17 protein-coding genes are annotated in these 21,012 nt (G+C 56.6%); 11 read left to right on the top strand and 6 right to left on the bottom strand.

All coding sequences use genetic code 11. From position 1 onward, the window contains the following. The first annotated feature begins 42 nt into the window (after positions 1-42). Positions 43-1,818 (top strand): tannase/feruloyl esterase family alpha/beta hydrolase, encoded by a 1,776-nt coding sequence (locus tag G516_RS0110355; RefSeq protein ID WP_245582650.1) that lies wholly within the window; start codon positions 43-45, stop codon positions 1,816-1,818. 207 nt (positions 1,819-2,025) lie between these two features. Here G516_RS0110355 and G516_RS0110350 read toward each other — a convergent pair whose 3' ends face one another. Beyond that, on the bottom strand, positions 2,026-2,925 hold the full coding sequence (locus G516_RS0110350) for a choline sulfate utilization transcriptional regulator (protein WP_028293594.1): 900 nt from the start codon (positions 2,923-2,925) through the stop codon (positions 2,026-2,028). Between the two features lie 187 nt (positions 2,926-3,112). Between G516_RS0110350 and betC the strand changes: the two genes are divergently transcribed. From betC to G516_RS0110325, 5 genes are all read left to right on the top strand, one after another. Then, on the top strand, positions 3,113-4,654 hold the full coding sequence (gene betC / locus G516_RS0110345) for a choline-sulfatase (RefSeq protein WP_028293593.1): 1,542 nt from the start codon (positions 3,113-3,115) through the stop codon (positions 4,652-4,654). A 169-nt stretch (positions 4,655-4,823) separates the two neighbouring features. After that, complete coding sequence (locus G516_RS0110340) at positions 4,824-5,729, top strand: choline ABC transporter substrate-binding protein (protein WP_245582653.1); 906 nt, start codon at positions 4,824-4,826, stop codon at positions 5,727-5,729. Between the two features lie 147 nt (positions 5,730-5,876). Next, positions 5,877-7,676, top strand: a complete 1,800-nt coding sequence (locus G516_RS0110335; RefSeq protein ID WP_036535798.1) for a SulP family inorganic anion transporter — start codon at positions 5,877-5,879, stop codon at positions 7,674-7,676. A gap of 586 nt (positions 7,677-8,262) precedes the next feature. Then, complete coding sequence (locus G516_RS21980) at positions 8,263-9,876, top strand: BCCT family transporter (RefSeq protein WP_036535793.1); 1,614 nt, start codon at positions 8,263-8,265, stop codon at positions 9,874-9,876. Positions 9,877-10,247: 371 nt separating this feature from the next. Then, positions 10,248-10,670 (top strand): hypothetical protein, encoded by a 423-nt coding sequence (locus G516_RS0110325; RefSeq protein ID WP_028293590.1) that lies wholly within the window; start codon positions 10,248-10,250, stop codon positions 10,668-10,670. Between the two features lie 18 nt (positions 10,671-10,688). Here G516_RS0110325 and G516_RS0110320 read toward each other — a convergent pair whose 3' ends face one another. Both G516_RS0110320 and G516_RS0110315 read right to left on the bottom strand, forming a co-directional pair. After that, on the bottom strand, positions 10,689-11,375 hold the full coding sequence (locus G516_RS0110320; protein WP_051219236.1) for a DsbA family protein: 687 nt from the start codon (positions 11,373-11,375) through the stop codon (positions 10,689-10,691). A gap of 105 nt (positions 11,376-11,480) precedes the next feature. Continuing rightward, positions 11,481-12,365 carry an MBL fold metallo-hydrolase gene (locus G516_RS0110315; protein ID WP_051219234.1) on the bottom strand — a complete coding sequence of 295 codons (885 nt, stop codon included), beginning with the start codon at positions 12,363-12,365 and terminating at the stop codon, positions 11,481-11,483. A 119-nt stretch (positions 12,366-12,484) separates the two neighbouring features. Here G516_RS0110315 and G516_RS0110310 point away from each other — a divergent pair, with 119 nt between their 5' ends. Continuing rightward, positions 12,485-13,387: a LysR family transcriptional regulator gene (locus G516_RS0110310; RefSeq protein ID WP_028293587.1), complete on the top strand. Its 903-nt coding sequence runs from the start codon at positions 12,485-12,487 to the stop codon at positions 13,385-13,387. A gap of 95 nt (positions 13,388-13,482) precedes the next feature. Here G516_RS0110310 and G516_RS0110305 read toward each other — a convergent pair whose 3' ends face one another. Further along, entirely contained in the window at positions 13,483-14,025 is a 543-nt protein-coding gene (locus G516_RS0110305) for a flavodoxin (protein WP_028293586.1), read from the bottom strand. A gap of 239 nt (positions 14,026-14,264) precedes the next feature. Between G516_RS0110305 and G516_RS0110300 the strand changes: the two genes are divergently transcribed. The 3 genes from G516_RS0110300 to G516_RS0110290 all read left to right on the top strand — a co-directional run bounded on the left by G516_RS0110300 (position 14,265) and on the right by G516_RS0110290 (position 16,692). Next, on the top strand, positions 14,265-14,630 hold the full coding sequence (locus G516_RS0110300; protein ID WP_028293585.1) for a hypothetical protein: 366 nt from the start codon (positions 14,265-14,267) through the stop codon (positions 14,628-14,630). An 89-nt stretch (positions 14,631-14,719) separates the two neighbouring features. Beyond that, positions 14,720-16,096 (top strand): class II fumarate hydratase, encoded by a 1,377-nt coding sequence (locus tag G516_RS0110295; RefSeq protein WP_028293584.1) that lies wholly within the window; start codon positions 14,720-14,722, stop codon positions 16,094-16,096. 83 nt (positions 16,097-16,179) lie between these two features. Continuing rightward, a complete protein-coding gene (locus tag G516_RS0110290; protein ID WP_028293583.1) occupies positions 16,180-16,692 on the top strand; it encodes a hypothetical protein in 513 nt (170 codons plus the stop codon). A gap of 141 nt (positions 16,693-16,833) precedes the next feature. On the opposite strand, the gene pobA is transcribed toward G516_RS0110290, so the two are convergent. Beyond that, the gene (gene pobA, locus G516_RS0110285; protein WP_211225097.1) at positions 16,834-18,039 is read right to left on the bottom strand and encodes a 4-hydroxybenzoate 3-monooxygenase; all 1,206 of its coding nucleotides are present in this window, start codon (positions 18,037-18,039) and stop codon (positions 16,834-16,836) included. A 468-nt stretch (positions 18,040-18,507) separates the two neighbouring features. On the opposite strand from pobA, the gene G516_RS0110280 reads away from it, so the two are divergent. Next, the gene (locus G516_RS0110280) at positions 18,508-19,596 is read left to right on the top strand and encodes a hypothetical protein (protein WP_028293581.1); all 1,089 of its coding nucleotides are present in this window, start codon (positions 18,508-18,510) and stop codon (positions 19,594-19,596) included. Between the two features lie 173 nt (positions 19,597-19,769). Here G516_RS0110280 and G516_RS23920 read toward each other — a convergent pair whose 3' ends face one another. After that, positions 19,770-20,708 carry a helix-turn-helix domain-containing protein gene (locus tag G516_RS23920; RefSeq protein WP_028293580.1) on the bottom strand — a complete coding sequence of 313 codons (939 nt, stop codon included), beginning with the start codon at positions 20,706-20,708 and terminating at the stop codon, positions 19,770-19,772. Positions 20,709-21,012 lie beyond the last annotated feature (304 nt).

The following is a 21,012-nucleotide window of genomic DNA, read 5'->3' as shown; positions in this document are numbered from 1 at the left end:
CACTTAAACAAAAATAACAAAACAATTTGATGGAGCTTTCCAATGACTCGTCAGCACTCCGCGCAGAACGCGGACAGCGGCCGTATGCCGTTTGTTCGTCCCTCGCTGGCTACCGCACTGGTAGCGGCTGTGTTGTTAACCGGTTGCGGTTCAGACAACGACAGCAGCGATAACAACGTTGCCACAAACCCGATCCCACAACTCAGCGCCGCCACCGCCAGTACCTTCACCGGTTCGTGCGATTCCCTGGCCGGTACGCTGGCTTACGACAACACCACCATCACCTCGGTTGAAACCATCGCCGCAGGCACGTTAACCGTGGCGGATACCGCCATTGGTGAACACTGTCTGGTGTCTGGCTATATGAACCCACGCACCAGCGACGTCGATGGCAAGGACTACGCCATTGGCTTTGAGATCCGCTTGCCGGTCGACTGGAATGGCCGCTTCTTCTATCAGGGTAATGGTGGACTGGATGGCAGTGTGCGCACCGCCGAAGGTGCCCACGGCGGTGGCTCCTTGTCTAACGCCCTGTCGATGGGGTTTGCGGTGATCAGCTCTGACGCCGGTCATAGCCCGGGCCTGCCGACCTTCGGTTACGACCCACAAGCCCGTCTGGATTACGGTTATCAGGCAGCCGGAACACTGACGCCAATGGCCAAGTCGGTGATTGAACAAACCTACGGCAAAGGCCCAGATCGTAGTTATTACGGTGGTTGCTCCAACGGTGGTCGTCACGCCATGGTGGCCGCGACCCGTTATGCCGATCAGTACGACGGCATTCTGGTCGGCGCACCGGGCTATCGTTTGCCAAAAGCCGCCGTGGCAAATATTGGTGGCGCACAAGCCTATGCCACTATTGATGGCACCGATACGGCTGACCTGAGCACTGCGTTTACTGCCGCAGAACATGCCACGGTGGCAGCGGCTGTGCTGGAGCAATGTGATGCGCTGGATGGTGTGGAAGACGGCATGGTGCAGGACTTCCAGGCCTGTCAGACGGCGTTTGATATTCAGACCGATGTGGCGACCTGCGACGCCGAACGGGATGGCAGCTGTCTGACCCAACAGCAGAAAGACGTGATTGAAGCCGTCTACGCCGGGGTGCAAACCTCCACTGGCGAGACCATCTACAACTCGTTCCCATTCGACCACGGCATTGCCGGTTCTGATGTGATGAGCTGGGACTTCAGCGCACCGATCACCCGCGATTCCGGCGCAGTGGCGATGATCTTCAACACCGCCCCGGTTGAGCTGGCCGACTTCAACATTGCCAACTTCGATGGCTCGGCGTTTGTGTTCGATTCTGACCTCGACACCCTGGCGGCCAACACCGAAACCACCACCGATGTATACACCGAATCAGCGATGGACTTTATGGCTCCGCCAAGCCCGCAGGACATGAGCACGCTGAAAGATCGCGGTGGCAAGATCATGGTGTATCACGGTGTTTCTGATGCCATCTTCTCGGTGCAGGACACTGCCGACTGGTATGACTCCCTGGATGAAGGCACAGGCGATGCCGAAGCCTTTGCCCGCTTCTACGCGGTGCCGGGTATGGGCCACTGTCGTGGTGGTTTGTCGACCGATCAGTTCGACATGCTGACCCCGCTGATTGCCTGGGTTGAGCAGGGCGAAGCACCAGAGGCGGTAGTAGCCACTGCGCGTGGTGTGGATAACGCCGGTGGCGAAAACACCGAGCTGCCAGATGACTGGGCCGAAGACCGTACTCGTCCACTGTGTCCGTACCCGCAGGTAGCGCGTTACAACGGCAGTGGCGATATTGATTCTGCCGAGAACTTTAGCTGCCAGCTGTAGTCCGACAAGTTCAGCACGACGCGCACGATGGCAGTACCCCGTCCGGTGTTCTCTCCGTTGCCGGGCGGGTCCAATTGGTGGCAGGGTGGCACCTGCTGGTTCGGATGGTCGCAGTCACGTTGACTGCGGCCATTCGTATCTTTTCTATAGTCTTCTCCGACACCTGACATCCGACACCCGACACCCGACACCCGACCTGCAGCTCCCTCAAACACTGATCTCTTCAAACCAGTCCAGCAACGCTTGTCTGGCCAGCGAACGGGTACCCGGTTGCGGTTCGACCAGGTAATAGCCGTTGTCTGAACGGGCGCTGTACTCCTCCAGCCCAACCAACAGGCCATTGCTGAGCATTTCATCGACCAGATGTTTCCAACCCAGTGCCAGTCCCTGACCGGCAATCGCTGCCTGAATCAGCAGGGTGTAGTTATCAAACGTCAGCACCGGTTCGCCGGGTTCTACCTGACTGTTGCGGGCGGCAAAGTAGTCGGCCCACTGAAACCAGTATTGGCTGTCATCCACCCGCAGCTTCAGCATCGGCAGTGATGCCAGCCCCTTGTGGCTGCGCACCGGACCGTGTTGCTGCAAAAAGGCCGGACTGCACACAGGCATCACCTGCTCACCGAACAGCCGTAAGGCTTTGGGGTGCGCCGCCGGACTGGAAAACAGAATGGCGACATCGATATCGGCGGCCAGCAGCAAGTGGCGCTCCTGTGACGTGACGATGCGTACTTCAATATCCGGGTGACGTTGGCGGAAGTCGGGCAGTCGCGGTAATAGCCAGAAAGCGGCAAAAGCGAAATCGGTTGCGACATTGAGGGTTTTTTTATCGCGGTGGGTGCGCAGTTTTTCGCTGCAATCGGCGATGTCCCGCAAGCTGCCTCTGGCCACTTTGTACAGTTCCTGACCGCTTTCGGTCAGCGCTACGCCCCGATAGATTCGCTCGAACAGCGCAATTCCCAGTTCTTGCTCCAGTCCCCGTACCTGCTGGCTTACGGCCGATTGTGTGGTGCCCAGCTCCTTCGCTGCCGCGGTGAAATTCTGATGGCGTGCAGCGGCTTCAAAGGTCACAAGTGCTTGCAATGTGGGCAATTGGTCATGGAGTGGCATTAGCTCACCTAATGGCTGGCATAAGTTGCCGGGCAGTTTACAGAGATTCACTGAACGATACATTGGAAAAAGGCCCAGACGTCGTCGGCGGGCAAAAAACTGAAATATCGGATGGTGGTTGGCCTTGTCTGTTGGCTTTGCAGGTTGGCATCAAACAGCCATCACCAGTGTGACCAGCGGAGCACGTATGACCCAGCAACAACCGAATATCCTGTTCATCATGGCCGACCAGATGGCCGCGCCAGTGCTGAAAATGTACGGCGGCAAGGTCGCCAAAACCCCGCATCTGGATGCTCTGGCCGAGCGTGGCCAGGTATTTGATTCCGCTTATTGCAACAGCCCGCTGTGTGCTCCCAGCCGCTTTGTGCTGATGAGCGGGCAGCTGCCCAGCAAGATTGGCGCGTACGACAACGCCGCCAACTTCCCCGCCGATATTCCAACCTTCGCTCATTACCTGCGCCGCGAAGGCTATAAAACCGCGCTGTCCGGCAAGATGCACTTTTGCGGCCCGGATCAGCTGCACGGTTATGAAGAACGACTGACCACGGATATTTACCCGGCGGATTACGGCTGGGTGGTGGACTGGGAAAATTTCGAAGAGCGTCCGAGCTACTACCACAACATGTCGTCGGTCACTCAGGCCGGAGTGGCGGTACGGACCAACCAGCTCGATTTCGACGATGAAGTCGTGTTTCAGGCCCAACGCTATCTGAATGATTACGTACGCGGTTCCGACGAGCGGCCGTTTTGTCTGACGGTGTCGATGACGCATCCGCACGACCCATACGCCTGCTTGCAGGAATACTGGGACCGTTATTCCAACGACGAGATTGATATGCCGTCGTTCGAGATTGACGACGACCAGCAAGACCCGCATTCCAAACGCCTGCTGCATGTGTACCAGAAAGACCGCAGCCAGATTGCGGACCAGAAAATCCGCGATGCCCGCCACGCTTACTACGGCAATTGCAGCTACGTCGATGACCAGATTGGCGCACTGCTACAAACCCTGAAAAACACCGGTCTGGATAAAAACACCATCGTGGTGTTCTCCGGTGATCATGGCGACATGCTGGGCGAACGTGGCCTCTGGTACAAAATGAGCTACTTCGAGTGGTCTGCCCGGGTGCCGATGATCATTGCCGCGCCAGAAGGTTTGCAGGGTTTTGACTTTGGCGCGGGTCGCATCCGTCAGTCGATTTCGACCATGGACTTGCTGCCCACCTTCGTTGAATGGGCCACCGGCCACGACGACACCGATTACGCCATGCCGCTGGATGGCCGCAGCCTCAACCCGCATTTGCGTGGCGATAACGCCAACGCCCACGACGAGGTGATTGGTGAATACATGGGCGAGGGTGTGACGTCGCCGATGTTTATGATTCGCCGTGGGGATTTCAAATACGTGTGTTGTGGCGATGACCCAGAACAGCTGTTCAACCTCAAGGACGATCCGTCCGAGCAACACAATTTGGCCGAGCTGCCGGAATGTGCCGACAGGGTGGCCGCCTTCCGTGCCGAAGCCGCCGAACGCTGGGATGTAGAGGCCATTACCCGCGACGTCATCATCAACCAGAAGCGCCGCCGGGTTGTGACCGCCGCCCATCAGCAGGGCAAAGAGGTAAAGTGGGATCACCAGCCGATCTTCGACGCCAGCACCATGTATATGCGTAACAACATCGATCTGGATGACCTTGAGCGTCGCGCCCGTTTTCCCGTCGTTGATTAAATAGATATATGAACTGCCAGCTTGAGTCGATCGAAACGATGGCTCAAGCTGAAAAAAGAAAAACCAACCGAGGAGTAGCAACATCATGATCAAGACCGGCAAATCACTGGCGCTGACCGCGCTGACCGCGCTGACCGCGCTGACCGCGCTGACCGCGCTGACCGCGCTGATGCTGACGGGCGCCGCCAGTGCCATGGCAGAGGTTCCAGCCAGCTGTCAGACCGTGCGCTTTACCGACCCGGGCTGGACCGACATTAACTCCACCAACGCGTTAACCGCCGAGGTGCTGCAAGGATTGGGATACAAAACCAAGATCACAACCCTGGCCGTTCCGATTGGTTTTGAGGCGCTGAACAACGGCGAGATCGATATTTTCCTGGGCAACTGGATGCCAGCCCAGCAGAAGTTCATCGACAAATACGTCACCGAAGGCAACGTCGAGCAAGTACGTACCAACCTGGAAGGGGCCAAGTTTACGCTGGCGGTGCCAGAATACGCCTACAACGCTGGTGTGAAGGATTTTGCCGATCTGGCCAAATTTGCCGATGAGTTCGACAGCAACATTTATGGCATTGAGCCGGGCGCACCGGCCAACCAGCTGCTGCAAAACATGGTCGACAGCAACGACTTCGGCCTGGGCGACTGGACCGTGGTGGAATCCGGCGAGCAGGGCGTGGTGGCGCAGGTCAAACGCATGGTGCGCCGCGACAAGTACATTGTGTTCCTGGGGTGGGAGCCACACCCGATGAACACCACCTTTAAAATGAAATACCTGTCCGGTGGCGACAAGTACTTTGGCCCTAACTATGGCGGTGCCACTATTCATACCCTGACCCGCGATGGCTACAGCAACCAGTGCAAAAATGTCGGCAAGCTGCTGGACAACCTGGAATTCAGCCTGACCATGGAAAACACCGTGATGGGCTACATCATGGACGATGGCATGAAACCGGCCGATGCTGCGCGCAAGTATCTGCAAGCCAATCCGCAGGTGATGGACGCCTGGCTTGAAGGCGTGACCACAGTGAAAGGCAAGGAAGGCAAAGGCGCGGTGTACCAGTATCTGGAACTCTGATCCGGCCACGGCCTGACTCGCAGGATTCAGGTGGTATGCTCTCCCGGTCTGCCGCCTGATGTTGTCACACGGCCCCGCTGTTTACGCGACGGGGCCGTGTGTTTGACTATTCTGAATAATACATTTCACTCATTTGTGAGCTCCTGCATGCCATCTTCTGCGAACCTCCACCGGTTTGACCGCTTGCTGCCGTTTCTGGCGTGGGGCCGGTCGCTTAGCCGGGATGATGTTCGATCCGATCTGATTGCCGGGATCACCGGTGCCGTGATGGTGTTACCGCAAGGGGTTGCCTACGCCCTGATCGCCGGTATGCCGGCAGAATACGGTTTGTACGGTGCCATGGTGGTGGCAGCCATTGCCGGATTGTTTGGTTCTTCCCGTCATCTGGTCACCGGCCCGGCGGCGGCGTTGGCCATTATGCTGTTCAGCGTGCTGGCACCACTGGCTGAACCCGGTTCGCAACGCTTTATTGAATTGGCACTGTTGCTGACGCTGCTGACTGGCGTGATTCAGCTGGTGTTGGGGCTGGCGCGGGCCGGGAATCTGGTGGCGTATATCTCCCACACCGTGGTGGTCGGCTTCACCTCCGGGGCGGCGGTATTGATTGCCACCAGTCAGCTTGGACATGCGTTAGGTCTGGAGCATCTGGACGGCGGTTCGCTGCTGGTTCAGTGGCAGCAGTTATTGGCTTCGCTGTCGTCCAGCCATGGGCTGTCTGTACTGATTGCGCTGGTGACGCTGGCGACGACCTTGCTGGTGAAACAGCTGTCCAAACGAGTCCCCGCCATGCTGGTGGGTATGTTGGTGGGCGCTGGCTTGTGCTGGTTGCTGGATGGCCAACACAAGGGCGTTGCCATGGTGGGCGAAATCCCCAGCAGTTGGCCGCTGTTTCATGTGCCGGAGATTTCCCTTGAGCTGATTGCCATGCTGTTACCGGGGGCGTTGACTGTGGCGCTGCTGGGGCTGGTGGAAGCCGCTGCCATTGCCCGTTCGATTGCGATTCGTTCAGGCCAGCGCATCGACGCCAATCAGGAGTTTGTTGGGCAGGGGCTGGCCAATCTGGTCGGCAGCCTGTTCTCCAGTTTTGCCGGTTCGGGCTCGTTTACCCGCAGTGGTCTGAATTACGACTCGGGCGCTCGCTCGCCACTGGCGGTGGTCAGCTCGGCGCTGTTCCTGTTGGTCATTCTGTTGCTGCTGCCTGACGTTACCGAGTGGATTCCCTTGCCTGCCATGGCGGGCGGTATTCTGTTGATTGCCTGGAACCTGTTCGACTTCAGGCAGCTGGCGCACTTCGCCCATTCGGACCGACGCGAGTGGGTGGTGTTTGTGGTGACGCTGGTGGCCACCCTGACGATTCGGCTGGAGTTTGCTGTATTGCTTGGGGTGGTGGTGTCGCTGTTGTTGTTTCTGGATAAAACAGCACGACCGAATGTAGTGGAAGTGGCGCCGATGGCGCCCAAAACCGAGCCGGAATGTCGCAACGTGGAGCGTTTGCAGCTGCCGGTGTGCCCGGAGGTTCGCATTCTGAGAATCGACGGCGCGGTGTTTTTTGGCTCTGCCGATCACATTCAGCAATCGATTCAGCACTTTTGCGAACAGCACCCGCAGGTGCGGTTTCTGATCCTCAATTGCACGGGCGTGCATCACATTGATCTGGCCGGGGCGGAGATGCTGCTGCAGGAACAGCGACGGCTGCAACAGTTACCAAAACAACCGCTATCAAAACAACAGGGCGTCGAGCTGACACTGTGTTGGCTCAAGAACCTGTTGTTGCAGGAACCGGATACCGCACGGCTGGTTCAACAGCTGGGCCCCCAGCGGGTGTTCGATACCAGTGCCGACGCACTTGCGGCTCTGGTTCCAAAGGTGACGCCCGAGCGCTGTCAAAATTGCACCTTGCGGGTGTTCAGGCAATGTCCCGCGATGGAGCCGGACTGGTGCCTGTAATTCGGCTTAGAACTTCTCGCGCTGAATAGTGGCTCGCCGGAGCCTTTCTTTTTCTGTTCAGAAATAATCCATCTATGTCTAATTAATCGATGGGTTTTTCTGTCCTGTTTGGTTGTTTGGCAATCAAAATCAAATATGTATCAATAAGTTTGTTGAATATTTTGGCTGCTTTTTTGGCCATTTATTAAGCATTCTTGCCACTCTTTGTGCATCTTTCACCGCATTTTTCCCTCTTTCTGAATCTTTCACATTCCTGCTCTGCATGAAAATATCAGAAGCCTGTCAAAAAAGTATAAGTTTAGAGGTCGAAATAAATTCTGAAATCGTTATTATAATAATCTATCAATCTACCCGTATCCGACTTGTAAGAGTCTATCCGCGACAGGCTTGTTCAAACACGACCCGGTTGCTTTGACAGCACCACCAAGGGCAAGTGATGGTAGTGAAATCCATCTTTCGCCGGTCGTTTGGTCGGCGGATAAGTAGCGCTGTTTTCTGGGGAGGAAACCGCGCCAACAACAAGACGGATGGGGAGGGTTGGCAGTCTGAAACGACTGTTAGCGATTACATTCAATAGGGGATCAGCATGAATAAAGCCGATATTCGCGCTCTTGAAGAGCAATATCAGAGTGACTTTGAAGCTGGACAAGACAACCTTGAGTTCATGGGCATGGACTTGCACAAGGGCGTCTTTTTTATCAGCGCGGCACTTATCGTCGCGTTCATTGTAGGAACACTTTTGTTCCCGGAAGCCGCAGGCGAGTACCTGGGGGCGGCCAAATCCTGGTCGATCAGTAACTTCGACTGGCTGTTTATGGTTGGCGGTAACGTCTTCGTTATTTTCTGTGTGGCGCTGATCTTCCTGCCTGTGGGTAAGATTCGTCTGGGCGGCGACGATGCCAAACCGGAATTTTCCACCGTATCCTGGATTGCCATGCTGTTCGCAGCGGGTATGGGTATTGGTCTGATGTTCTGGAGTGTGGCTGAGCCGGTTGCTTACTTCACCGACTGGTGGGGCACGCCGCTGAACGCAGCGGCCAATACGCCGGAAGGTGCCAAGGCTGCGATTGGCGCGACCATGTTCCACTGGGGTCTGCACCCATGGGCCATCTATGGCGTGATGGGTCTGGCGCTGGCGTTTTTCTGTTACAACAAGGGTCTGCCGCTGACCGTTCGTTCCGCTTTTTACCCTTTGTTGGGCGAGCGCGTATGGGGCTGGATGGGTAACGTGATTGATATCATCGCGGTACTGGCCACGCTGTTTGGTCTGGCAACGTCTTTGGGTCTGGGTGCCCAGCAAGCGGTGTCTGGTCTGAACTTCCTGTTCGGTACGCCGGATACCATTACCACTCAAATCTTCCTGATCATCTGTGTTACCGCTGTTGCTGCATTCTCTGTGGTACGTGGTATGGACGGTGGTGTGAAGCTGCTTTCCAACTTCAACATGATCGTTGCTGCACTGCTGCTGGTGGCTGTATTCCTGTTGGGCCCAACCCTGGAAATTCTGGGCTGGATTGGTACTACCGTTGTTAGCTACGCCACTGATGTGGTGCCGCTGTCCAACTGGATTGGTCGTGAAGACGACAAGTTCTACCACGGCTGGACTGTGTTCTACTGGGCCTGGTGGATCTCCTGGTCACCATTCGTTGGTATGTTCATTGCCCGTGTATCCAAGGGCCGTACCGTGCGTGAATTCATGACGGCTGTGCTGATCATTCCGACGCTGATCACCATCGTATGGATGGGTGTCTTCGGTGGTACTGCACTGGAGCAAGCGACTACTGGCGTGGGCGAACTGGCTAACGGCATCAGCAGTGTTTCCCTGAGCATGTTCCAGATGTTCGAGCACCTGCCAATGACCGGCATCATCTCCTTCATCGCCATCGTGCTGGTACTGACCTTCTTCGTTACCTCGTCCGACTCTGGCTCGCTGGTGATCGACTCCATCACCACCGGTGGCAAGATCGAATCTCCAGTACCACAGCGTCTGTTCTGGGCGTCTGCTGAAGGTCTGGTGGCGATTGCCCTGCTGATTGGTGGTGGTAAGGCAGCTCTGAGCGCACTGCAAGCGGGTGCTATCTCGACTGGCCTGCCGTTCACCGTCATCTTGTTGGCCATGTGTCTGAGCCTGTACCTGGGCTTGCAGAACGAAATGCGCATCCAGCGTCTGAAAAAACCAGGCAAAATGGCCAACGCCTGATTGCCCTGACTTGCGGCTCTGGTAACAGAGCCTGACCAAGCCCGCCTCGTGCGGGCTTTGTTGTTTGTGGGACTGCTGTTTTATCGATTTGGCGTCGCAGGAGCAGGCTTGCCTGCGATGGGGGGCTTTGATTGTGGCTTTGATTAGGGCAGTGACTGGTGCGCAGTGCGCACCCTACAGAGCTGCGGTTTTATTGCTTTGGCGTCGTAGGAGCAGGCTTGCCTGCGATGGGTGCGGGGTAGCTGAATACGCCAGTTGCGGTGCTGTTGCGGCCACAAGGGTGCGGCGGCTGACAGGATGTGCAAGACTGTTATCAGAACGAAGGATTCGTTATGACTGACAAAACAGCGCACAGCAGCGAGGATCAGATCATGTTCACTCCCGTAAAGCAGCAAGAGCCGACGGGCTGCGGCATCGCTTCGGTGGCCAATATTCTGGGTAAAACCTATCCGGAGATGAAGGACATTGCCAACGACATGGGCATTCATGCCGATGACCAGTCGTTGTGGTCAGACACCCGTTATGTACGTCAGATGCTGGCGACCGAAAGCATCGAAACCTCGCCAACGGAAATACCTTTCACCGACTGGGGCAGTTTGCCGGATATGGCATTACTGGCCATCAAGCACCATCAGGAAGACGGTAAGGACTTCTGGCACTGGGTAGTGTTCAAACGAGTGGCCGGACAGCCTTTTGTGCTGGATTCCGCGGCGTATTTACCCTCCAACATCCGCACTGACTTTGACGCCATGGAACCCAAGTGGTTTATCGAGGTAATGGCCCGGTCACACTGAGCCATCCTCTGTGTTGGTCTATTTGATCAGGGTAGTCAACACTTCCTGCCAACCTTTCGGGTCACCGTAGTAACGGCTGTGATCCAACCGTTGCCAGCCTTGTTCTGTTTCCAGCAGCAGGGTTGGAAAACCTTGTACGCCCAATTGCCCCATCCATTGATGACTGTCTTGCAGGGTCTGTTGCAGCAGGCCATCATGGCTTGCCAGTGCCGCTTGCCAGCGAGTAGGCGTGAGTGAGATAGCTGCGCTTTGGGCTTGCTGCAATGCGATGTCTTGCAGGGTCTCTTCTTTGCTGATGTCCAGCCCGTGCTGATAGTGCGCTTGCTGAATGGCTTTCAGCATGCGGACGTCGTCCAGCCCCAGTGTTTTTGCGGTCAGAATCGCCTGGGTAGGCAGCATGGAGTCGAGCACCAGCGCATCGTTGCTGGCGACACGTTGCTGGTAGGGCTGGCCAAACGGCATGCCGGTGAGTGCGCCAATGCGCTGGTCGGCATGCAGTATGTGCTGACGAAAACTGCTGTCGATGGCCCGGCGTGGAATCATACCGCCGGGGTGTAGCAGCAGTTGCCAGCCCTGTTGCTGCGCACGTTGATGCAGCTTGTCTATCAGGGCAGTGGCACCGTAGCACCAGCCGCAGACCGGGTCGTAAAAGTAATGAATACGCCTGGTTTGCTGTTCTGCGGCGGCGCGGTTGTCTGCGGTCATGGTGCGGGTCCTGTTAATAACCCCTGCGGGGTTGGGATTGGTTTTGCTGGCTTTGGATAACACCAGAAGCCAGCCGGAAGCCGGTGATAAAGTTACCGACTCGTCTTACCACTTCATTTCGCCGGTGTGCACTTTGGAGCCCAGTTCCAGTGCAATGCCCAAACCGGCGTTCGGGTATTTCTGCTGCATTTCGGCTTTCACGTCGGCGCTGTTGTCGTGATGCTTCAGGGCCTGGCGGAAGTCGGCCAAATAGCTCTGGGTGTAATCAATGGCGCTGGCGGTCAGTTCGGTATTGGCCGCCATATGACCCGGCACAACCAGCTCGGGTTGCAGCGCTTTCATGGTATCCAGCTGTTGGCTCCAGGCGTCCAGTTGGGCCTGGCTTTGGGTGTCGGCTGTCCATACGTGCAAGCCACTGAACACCGCAATATTCCCCAGCAAGGCCTTGTTGTCGGCGACCCACAGGTAGGGGCGGTTGGCCAGTACGCCTTCGGTGCCGCGAATTTCAATGGTGTGGCCATCCAGCGTCAGGCTGTCACCGTTGTAGGCGTCTGGCAGCAGTGGTTGACCGGGGGCGTTGTCGCCCAGAATCGGTCCCCAGTAGGCCACTTTGGCAGCCATCTTTTTCTCGATCGCTTTGCGCACGGTTGGCGTGGTAATGACCCGGGCGTTGGGGAAGTATTGCTTCAGCACTTCTGCACCAAAATAATAATCCGGGTCGGCCTGACTGATAAAAATGGTATTCAGCGGTTTGCCGCTGTCGAGCACCTTGGCAACCAGTCGCAAGCCGTCGGCCTTGGTGAAACCGGTGTCGATCAGTATGGCTTCGGACTCGCCGACGATCAGGGTGGCGTTCACGTGGAAGCTGGATGGACCGGCGTTGTAAACGTCAAAGGTCAGTGGGTCGGCCAGCGTGCTGGCTGACAGCAGTGACAGGCTTGCGGCGACCGCGCTGGCCAACAGGGTATTGGAAAGCTTCGATGATGGCATGGTATGGGCTCCTCATGAACGGAAAGCAGGTTGGAATGAGGGCATTGTGGGGTTTGATTGGGTGCTGAAAAATAGCTAATAATCGTCATCATTATTTCAGATTGTGAACAGGTTTCCGTATGGATCGCATCATGGCCGCCAGAGTGTTTGTGGATTTATCGCGCTCAGGCAGTTTTACCCGCACCGCAGACCGGCTGAAGATGTCGCGGCCGATGGTGAGCCGTCATCTGGAACTGATGGAAAGCTGGCTGCAGGCGCGTCTGTTCCACCGTACCACCCGCAAGATTTCGCTGACCACCGCCGGGGAAGCCTGTTTACCCGAAGTAGAACGCTGGCTGGCGCAAGCCCAACAGCTGGAAAGCATGCTGGTGGCCGAGCAACAACCGGCGGGTACTATTCGGCTGGCAACGACCATGTCGTTCGGCTTTTCCCAACTAGTACCGGCCTTGAACGGTTTTATGGCGCAGTACCCGCGGGTACGGGTTGAGCTGGAGCTGCAAGATCATGTGACCGACCTTACGACCGAGCGCATCGATCTGGCGCTGCGGTTTGCTACCCAGCCGGACCCATCCCTGATCGGCAAGCCCATTGGCCTGTGTGAATCGGTGCTGGTGGCGTCACCGGCCTATCTGGAGCGTTGTGGGGTACCGCAACAGCCGGAAGATTTGCAACATCACCATTGCGTCGGCTATCGCAACTTCAGTCGCCAGAAAGGGCGGCATGTCTGGCATTTGCACCATCCGGACGAGGGCGAACGTTCGATTGATGTGGAGTGTCGGCTGACCTCCAACGAGGTCACCGCCTTGATGACTGCCGCCCGGGAAGGCATGGGCATCGCGATGCAGCCAACGTATCTGGCGTCGGAGTTACTTCAACAGGGCGAGTTGCAACAGGTGCTGCCGCAATGGACGCTGGACGATTTGAAAATCTATGTGCTGTACGCCTCCCGCAAACATCAGTCGACGGCGGTGCGGGCGTTGATTGATTACCTGGAAGTCTGGTTCAAACAGCAGGTTTGGTAGTCGTCAGACGTGCTGGGGAAGGGACCAGGACGGTCACAAGATGACAAGCACAGGATGGCAAGGCCACCCTGTGCTTGTGAAGCTCGAAGCGCCGATCAGGCAGCTTCTTTCTTCTCGGCGTATTCGGCCACTACCTGCTTGACCCAACGCTCTACGCGGTCGTCGCTCAGTTCAAACTGCTGGTCTTCGTCAACCGCCAGACCGCAGAAACGCTTGCCGTCGTCGATGGATGCGCGGGAGCCGTCAAACTCGTAGCCTTCGGTAGACCAGTAGCCAACGAACTTGGCGCCAGTGTCGGCCAGACACTCGTGCAGCCAGCCCACGGCGTCGATGAAGTAGTCGCCGTAACCGAACTGGTCGCCCAGACCGTACAGGGCCACAACCTGACCGTTCAGGTCCAGCGCCTTCAGGGCGTCTTCAAAATCTTCCCAGTCAGCCTGGATGCCACCGAAATCCCAGGTCGGGATGCCCATGATCAACAGTTCGTACTCTCCGAATGTTTCGGAACCCACGTCGGTGATGTTGTGCAAATCGGCGTCAATGCCATGCTCTTTCAGCTGTTCGGCAATACGGTTGGCGATGTCTTCGGTGTTGCCGGTGTCGGTACCAAAAATAATACCGGTGCGTGGGCTGCTCATAACGGTGCCTCTGAATTCTTCATTTCAAAACTTTATAAACCTGATGAACAAACCAGGTTGACTCTGCACCAAATGCTAATCATTATCATTAATAAATCAAGGCTTGACTCGCGGTTTGGGACACTCTTTTTGTGGAAAACATCTGTTCCCGAATGACCTTAATGCGTTGCCAAACGATAGCGCTGGGTGCAGTCGAACTTACAGTTATGAATCTTATCGGACACCGAAGGGGCAGCGCCATGGCGGAACAGCAGGCGATGGAAAATTTTCTCGAGCTGATCGACATGCGCCACGCAGTGCGTTACGGCGAACAACCGGACAGTCCGGGCTTTCTGACGCGCTGGCTGGAGCTGGAAGAAATCACCTTTCCGCGCGTGTGCAACTGCATCAAACGCCGGGTGTACCGCCGTGAATACGACCTCTTGATGGACGCCATCACCGACGAGCTGGTGCCGGAAACCTGGCGACAGCTGTGTCTGGATCATATTCATCATCCGTTGAACGGCCTGTCGGCAGTCGCCAGCAAGCCGCACCACCGCAAGGCGGTTAACCGCTTGCGGTGGGAAATGAACACCCTGGCAGGCTATTTCCTCCAATACAGCTGAGAGCACAGCTGGCATACCCAACAAGCATAAAGAGCACGGCGTCAGCGGCCAATCCGATCCGGCCAGCGCCAACCAACAGGAGACAGGCAATGAATTACCGTACCGTTAAAGACAGCATGGGCGAACTGCAAGTACCGGAAGCGGCACTGTGGGGGGCGCAAACCCAGCGTGCGATTGATAACTTCCCGGTCAGTGGCCAGCCGATGCCAGAGGCTTTTATTCGCGCCCTGTTGCTGGCCAAAGCTGCTGCTGCCAAAGCCAACGTGCAGTTGGGCATGCTGGAAAAACCCATTGGTGATGCCATTGTCGATGCCGTGAATACCCTGTTGGGCGATGCCGAGCTGATGAACCACTTCCCGGTAGACGTGTTCCAGACCGGTTCCGGCACCAGCTCCAACATGAATGCCAACGAAGTGGTCGCCACGCTGGCTACCCGTTCACTGGGTCAGGACGTTAGCCCGAACGACCACGTTAACTGCGGCCAGAGCAGTAACGATATTATTCCAAGCAGCATTCACATCAGTGCCGCGATGCAAATCAGCGATACCCTGATTCCGGCGCTGGATCACCTGCAGCAAGCCATCCGCGACAAGGCTGCTGAAGTCGACGGCTTTGTAAAAACCGGCCGTACTCACCTGATGGACGCCATGCCTGTGCGCATGAGCCAGTCGCTGGGCGGTTGGGCCGAACAGATTCGCAGCTGCCGCAAGAACCTCGATCACCAGCTGACCCAGCTGCTGCGTCTGGCCCAGGGTGGCACCGCTGTGGGTACCGGCATTAACGCTCACCCGGAATTCTCGGAACTGTTCAGCCACGAACTGAGCAAACTGACCGGCTTGCCGTTCCAGCCAGGCCCTGACCTGTTCGCTCTGATCAGCTCCCAGGACACCGCGGTGCAAACCTCCGGTGCCCTGAAAACCCTCGCCGTGGCTCTGATGAAAATTGCCAACGACCTGCGCTGGATGAACTCCGGCCCGCTGGCCGGTTTGGGTGAAATCGAGCTGGAAGCCCTGCAGCCGGGTTCCTCCATCATGCCGGGCAAGGTGAATCCAGTGATTCCGGAAGCCACGGCCATGGCCGCTGCCCAGATCATTGGCAACGACGCCACCATCACCATTGGCGGTCAGTCCGGTAACTTCGAGCTGAACGTGATGCTGCCGGTGATCTCTGCCAACCTGCTGAACAGCGTTCAGCTGGCGGCGAACACCTCGCGTTTGTTGGCCGATAAAGCGGTATCCAGCTTCAAGGTGAATGAAGATAAACTGCAGGAAGCGCTGGCGAAAAACCCGATTCTGGTGACTGCACTGAACCCGATTGTGGGTTACATGAAAGCGGCTGAAATCGCCAAGCAGGCCTATAAAGAGAAGCGCCCGGTACTCGACGTTGCCGACGAGCAAACCGATCTGGGTCGTGAAGAGCTGGAACGCCTGCTGGACCCTGCCAAACTGACTCATGGCGGTATCTGATTCGTCCCTGACTACACTTGCCGTTGCCTGACCAGAGTGAACACGGCTCTGGTTTGGGCATCACGACACCGGATGGAGGTCGTATGACGCAGCGAGACACAAACCACACCTGGCAGGCGGGTATTCAGGCCCGCCATGGCGAAAAGCCACCACTGGATTGGCAGCACCATATTGAAATGGGTCAGCAAGCGCTGGCAGCGGGCGATCCACAGGCGGCGAGTCAGTCCTTTGTGCAAGCGCTCGACTTCGGCTACGACCTGCTGTACTGCCCCGGCCAATACCCGATGGTGTCTTACGAGACGGCGTTGGCCAGTGTGGTTTTGGCGCTGCTGAATCTGGTGGAAAGTTATCTGGCCGAAGGCCGCAGTGAAATGGCGCTGGTGCGTCTCAATCGCTGTGTGAACCTGCTGGCATCACAGAATAACGACTGTGACCACGAAGGCATTCGGCTGTGTGTGCAGAAAATGGCTGCGCGTTTGGCGCAAGAATGCCCGCAATTGCTGGGGCGGATTCAAACCAACAAACCGGCGTTGCAGGCGCTGATTGCCCAGCTGGGCACTCTGGCACCGAAGCAGAACCGGATGTCGTTGCATTGAGTTCGTTGGTGCGCGGTGCACCGAATCGTAGGTTGGGCCCCGCCCAACAATTCGCTGGGCGGGGCCCAGCCTACGGTTATTGGCTATGAAAAAGCCCGCTGATCCTTCGGCCAGCGGGCTTTTCGTTCAAGTGGCTAACACTTACTTCGGCTCTTCGTATGGCAAGCCAACGTATTGCTCGGCGATCACCTTGCGGCCGTTCTCGCTGTTCAGGTAGTAGTTCAGCTCAGACTGCATAAAGCGCTTCTGCATCAGTGGGTCCATGCCGGTGCTGGACACTTCGCCTTCGAAGTCGTGCATCATGTTGGTCATCCACCAGGAGAAACGCTCACCGTTCCAGACCCGACGCAGGGCGATTTCGGAGTACTGCTCGGTGCAAGCCTTGTCGCCGTTTTTGTAAACACGGGTCATGATCTTGTACAGCGTAGCAACGTCGGACGCTGCCAGGTTCAGGCCCTTGGCACCGGTTGGTGGCACGATGTGGGCGGCATCACCCACAAGGAACAGGTTGCCGTATTGCATTGGCTCGCACACAAAGGAACGCAGCGGCGCGATGCTCTTTTCGATGCTTGGGCCGGTTTGCATGTTGGCCGCAACGTCTTCTGGCAGGCGCTTTTTCAGCTCGTCCCAGAAACGTTCGTCGGACCAGTCTTCAACCTTATCGGTCAGCGGCACCTGCAGGTAATAGCGGGAACGGGTCAGCGAGCGCTGGCTGGCCAGAGCAAAACCTCGATCCGACATGGCGTAGATCAGTTCGTCGTTGCACGGTGGCACGTCGGCCATCAGGCCCAACCAGCCGAACGGGTAAACACGTTCGTGCTCGGTACGCAGTTCTTCCGGAATGGTCTTGCGGGAAACGCCGTGGAAGCCGTCACAACCGGCAATGTAGTCGCACTCCAGACGGATATCTTCACCCTGATAGTTGAAGGTCACGTATGGGCTGTCGGACTTCACGTCGTGTGGTTGTACCGATTCGGCGTAGTAGTAGGTCGGCAGCTCGGCGGCTTCACGGGCGTCCATCAGGTCGCGGGTGATTTCTACCTGGCCGTAACACATAACGGTTTTGCCACCGGTGAGTTCTTTCAGGTCGATGCGATGACGCTGGTTGTTGATGCTCAGTTCAACGCCGTCGTGGACGTGGCCTTCGGCATCCATACGCTCGGACACACCGGCTTCACGTACCAGATCGACAAATCCTTGTTCCAGAATACCGGCGCGAATACGACCCAGAATGTAGTCACGGTCTACGCGGTCGATGATGACGTTGTCGATGCCTTGCTTGTGCAGCAGTTGGCCAAGCAACAGGCCGGATGGGCCTGAGCCGATGATGGCTACCTGGGTTTTTATCGTTTTCATAAGTGCCTCTGCGGTACATTTTTATTGTTACCTTTCCATCATCGTCCGAATAAACGCTGCTCTGAATGGAGAAATCATTCGACGACTGGCACTTTTTTTACATGTCTTTGTGGTGGTTTCGGTACCTTTTCAGGCCTTTTGAAAACCCCATGCACTGTTTGTGGCTTGTCCTCTTTCTGCTTTCCAATTCCCTTCAAACACTGATGCTGACTGACCTTGCAGGGCCGTGTGAGCAAAACGCTCAGGTGTGCTCTATATCTGTTTTTGGAATGTGATTTATCTCAAAAACTTATATAGGTGGTAATTAAAACAATCGGTTTTTACAACATATGTACCCCGATTGCAGTATATGTACAGCCTTTGGGGGTGGGCTCAATCAAACTGAACTGGCTGACTATTCCGGCGCTGGCGTCCTAACGAACAGCCCGGCACAACAATAAATAAAAGAAAGGCTAAATCATGAAGAAGCACTCCCTGGCTCTGGCTGTTGCAGCCTCCGTTATGGCATCCGTTGCAGGTGCCGGTGAAATCGCCGACGTAAACGGCGTGAAATACAGCATTGGTGGTTACGTTAAGGTGGAAGGTGTTTTCAACCGTCCGGACTCCGATGCCGCACTGGATGCAAGCAACTCCTTTAACGCGACTGCCCGTCAATCCCGTATCAATTTTGCTACCCAGCGTGAAATTGAAGGTCACAAGATCAAGACCTTTATTGAAGGCGATTTCTACGGTGGTCAGTTCAACTCGGGTACGACTTACAACTGGCGTCTGCGTCACGCCTACCTGCAGGTAGATAACGTGACCGTTGGTCAGACCTGGAGCGGTGTGTTCTTCGCAACGGCGCCGATGGATGCGCCACAGTTCAACTTCTGGGGTCTGGGCCTCGGCACACTGGGCGGTAACGGCGGCACCATTCGTCCGGATCTGGTGCTGCACTACACCAGTGGCCCGGTTCGTATCAGTATTCAGGACCCGGTAAACGCCAAAGCTGGCTACCCGGATCTGGTGGCGTCCTACACCCAGCGTTTTGACGGCGGTAGCGGCTTCACTGTGGCGGCCACCGGTCGTGACGTTGCCGTTGGTGATGGCAGCAACACCGGTGATGAAGATTCCAAGTTTGGTGCCGGCCTGTCGTTCGCCGGTAAGTTGGGCATGGGCGATCTGACCCTGCACGGCTCCGTATACACCGGTAAGGGTGTCGGCGTGTTCTCCGGCTTTGGTGTGAACGGTGCGTACGCGCCGGTCAAGAACGCCGACGCCGAAGACGGCGATCTGGTTAGCCAGATGGGCTTCGCGGCGGGTCTGAGCTACCGTCTGAGCGACGACCTGAAAGCCGGTGTGCGTATGGGTCGTGTGAGCGTTGACGATGCGGCCGATTCCGAAATGAACGTGATGAACGCCAACCTGACCTACGCCTACACCAAAGGCCTGGATATCGGCGTTGAATTCCGTAAGCAGGACGTTGATACCCTCAACAACCCAACCAGCTTCCCGAACATCCGTCCAAAGGGCAAGCAGCTGGAAATCATGGCCATGTACAAGTTCTGAGTACTGGCCCGGCGTTGGCCTTGCTGATTGGCGGCAAGGCTGACCCAACAAACTCTCCGTTGTGTGTTGTAAAGAATCCGGTGTTGTCATGAGCACCGGATTTTTTTATGTCGGACGCCCGACGCCCGACGCCCGACGCCCGACGCCCGACACCCGACACCCGACACCCGACTTCAGACGTTCTTGCTACGGCTGCTGCGCAAGGTATCCGATGGCGATTCGCCAAAGCGCTCACGGTAGTAGCTGGCAAAGCGCGACAGGTTGGTAAAACCGTAGCGGGTGGCGATGTGGGTGATGTTCTGACTGGGGTTGTTGCAGATGTCGTCGTGGGCGGCCTGCAGTTTCACGCAGCGAATAAACACCGACGGGGTGATGCCCAGTTCCTTGTTGAACAGGTTATAGAGGGTCTTCACGCTGACATCGCATTGTGCTGCCAGCCAGTTGACGTCGATGTCTTCGGTGATGTGCTGTAACAGCAATGCCCGTACTTTTTGCACCCGTGGGTGCTGGCTGTGGCCAACGCCGGGACTGGTGCTGTCGTGGCTTTGCAGGCTCTGCCACAGGGCGTGGTAGAACAGCTGCTGGTAGCAGTCGGAGTTGCTGGCACTGATTGGCGTGTCCGGTTCGGCGCAGAGGGATTGCAGCAGAAATTGCAGTCGCTGGTTGCGGCCCTGTTGCCATTGTTGCTGGAAGATCCGGTTCAGCTGGCTGCTGTCGGTCATGTCCAGTCGTTGGTTGTTGACCGCCACACAGAGCCAGTCCTGATTGGCGCTGGCGCCTAATTCAAGAGCTTGCTGATGGCTGACCCAATGGGGTTGCGCCAGCAGGTTCTCGAAGGGATCGGTCGGCCATACCAGCAGGCTGATGCCGTCGGGGCATTCAATGGCCACCCGGCAGCTGCGGTTAAAGTGCAGGCGTGCCAGTTGCAGGTCGCCAATGCGCCACTGGTTCTGGCGCACACGGGCGTCGCTGTTCTGGCCGCTGGCGCAGTCTATGAAGAAGCCTTTATCCCTGCAGGCAAACAGCTGCAGTAAAGGGCTGTGCAGGGCCTGGTGGTCACTGCCCTGATTGACGGCCAGATCAACCGACCGATGGAGATAGCTTCCCAGCATGGAATCCCTCGTTATTATTTTGTTGGGATTATAGGGTTACTTCACTATTACCAGAAATCGCGCTGAAGTCTCTGGTACAAACATCGTACTGACTGGTACAAAAACAACATCGTCCCTGAAAAACCGTGCCCTTCCACGGCTTTGCGGGTGCTGTTGCGTTACATCGAGGTGTACCGGCTACATGCTCTGACGGCATGTTTATGGTCTCGAATGTTATGTCTGTGTGGCTGTCAGGGCAAAGTCCAATTTCACCAGTGGGGTATTGGTTTTTGCTATAGGGCCGAAAATTTGTTCATCGGCCAGC

This window comes from Oceanobacter kriegii DSM 6294, from assembly GCF_000422845.1.
GTDB classification, from domain to species: domain Bacteria; phylum Pseudomonadota; class Gammaproteobacteria; order Pseudomonadales; family Oceanobacteraceae; genus Oceanobacter; species Oceanobacter kriegii.
Note: the sequence above shows the minus strand (reverse complement) of the source record. Positions and strands in the feature narration are given on the sequence as shown.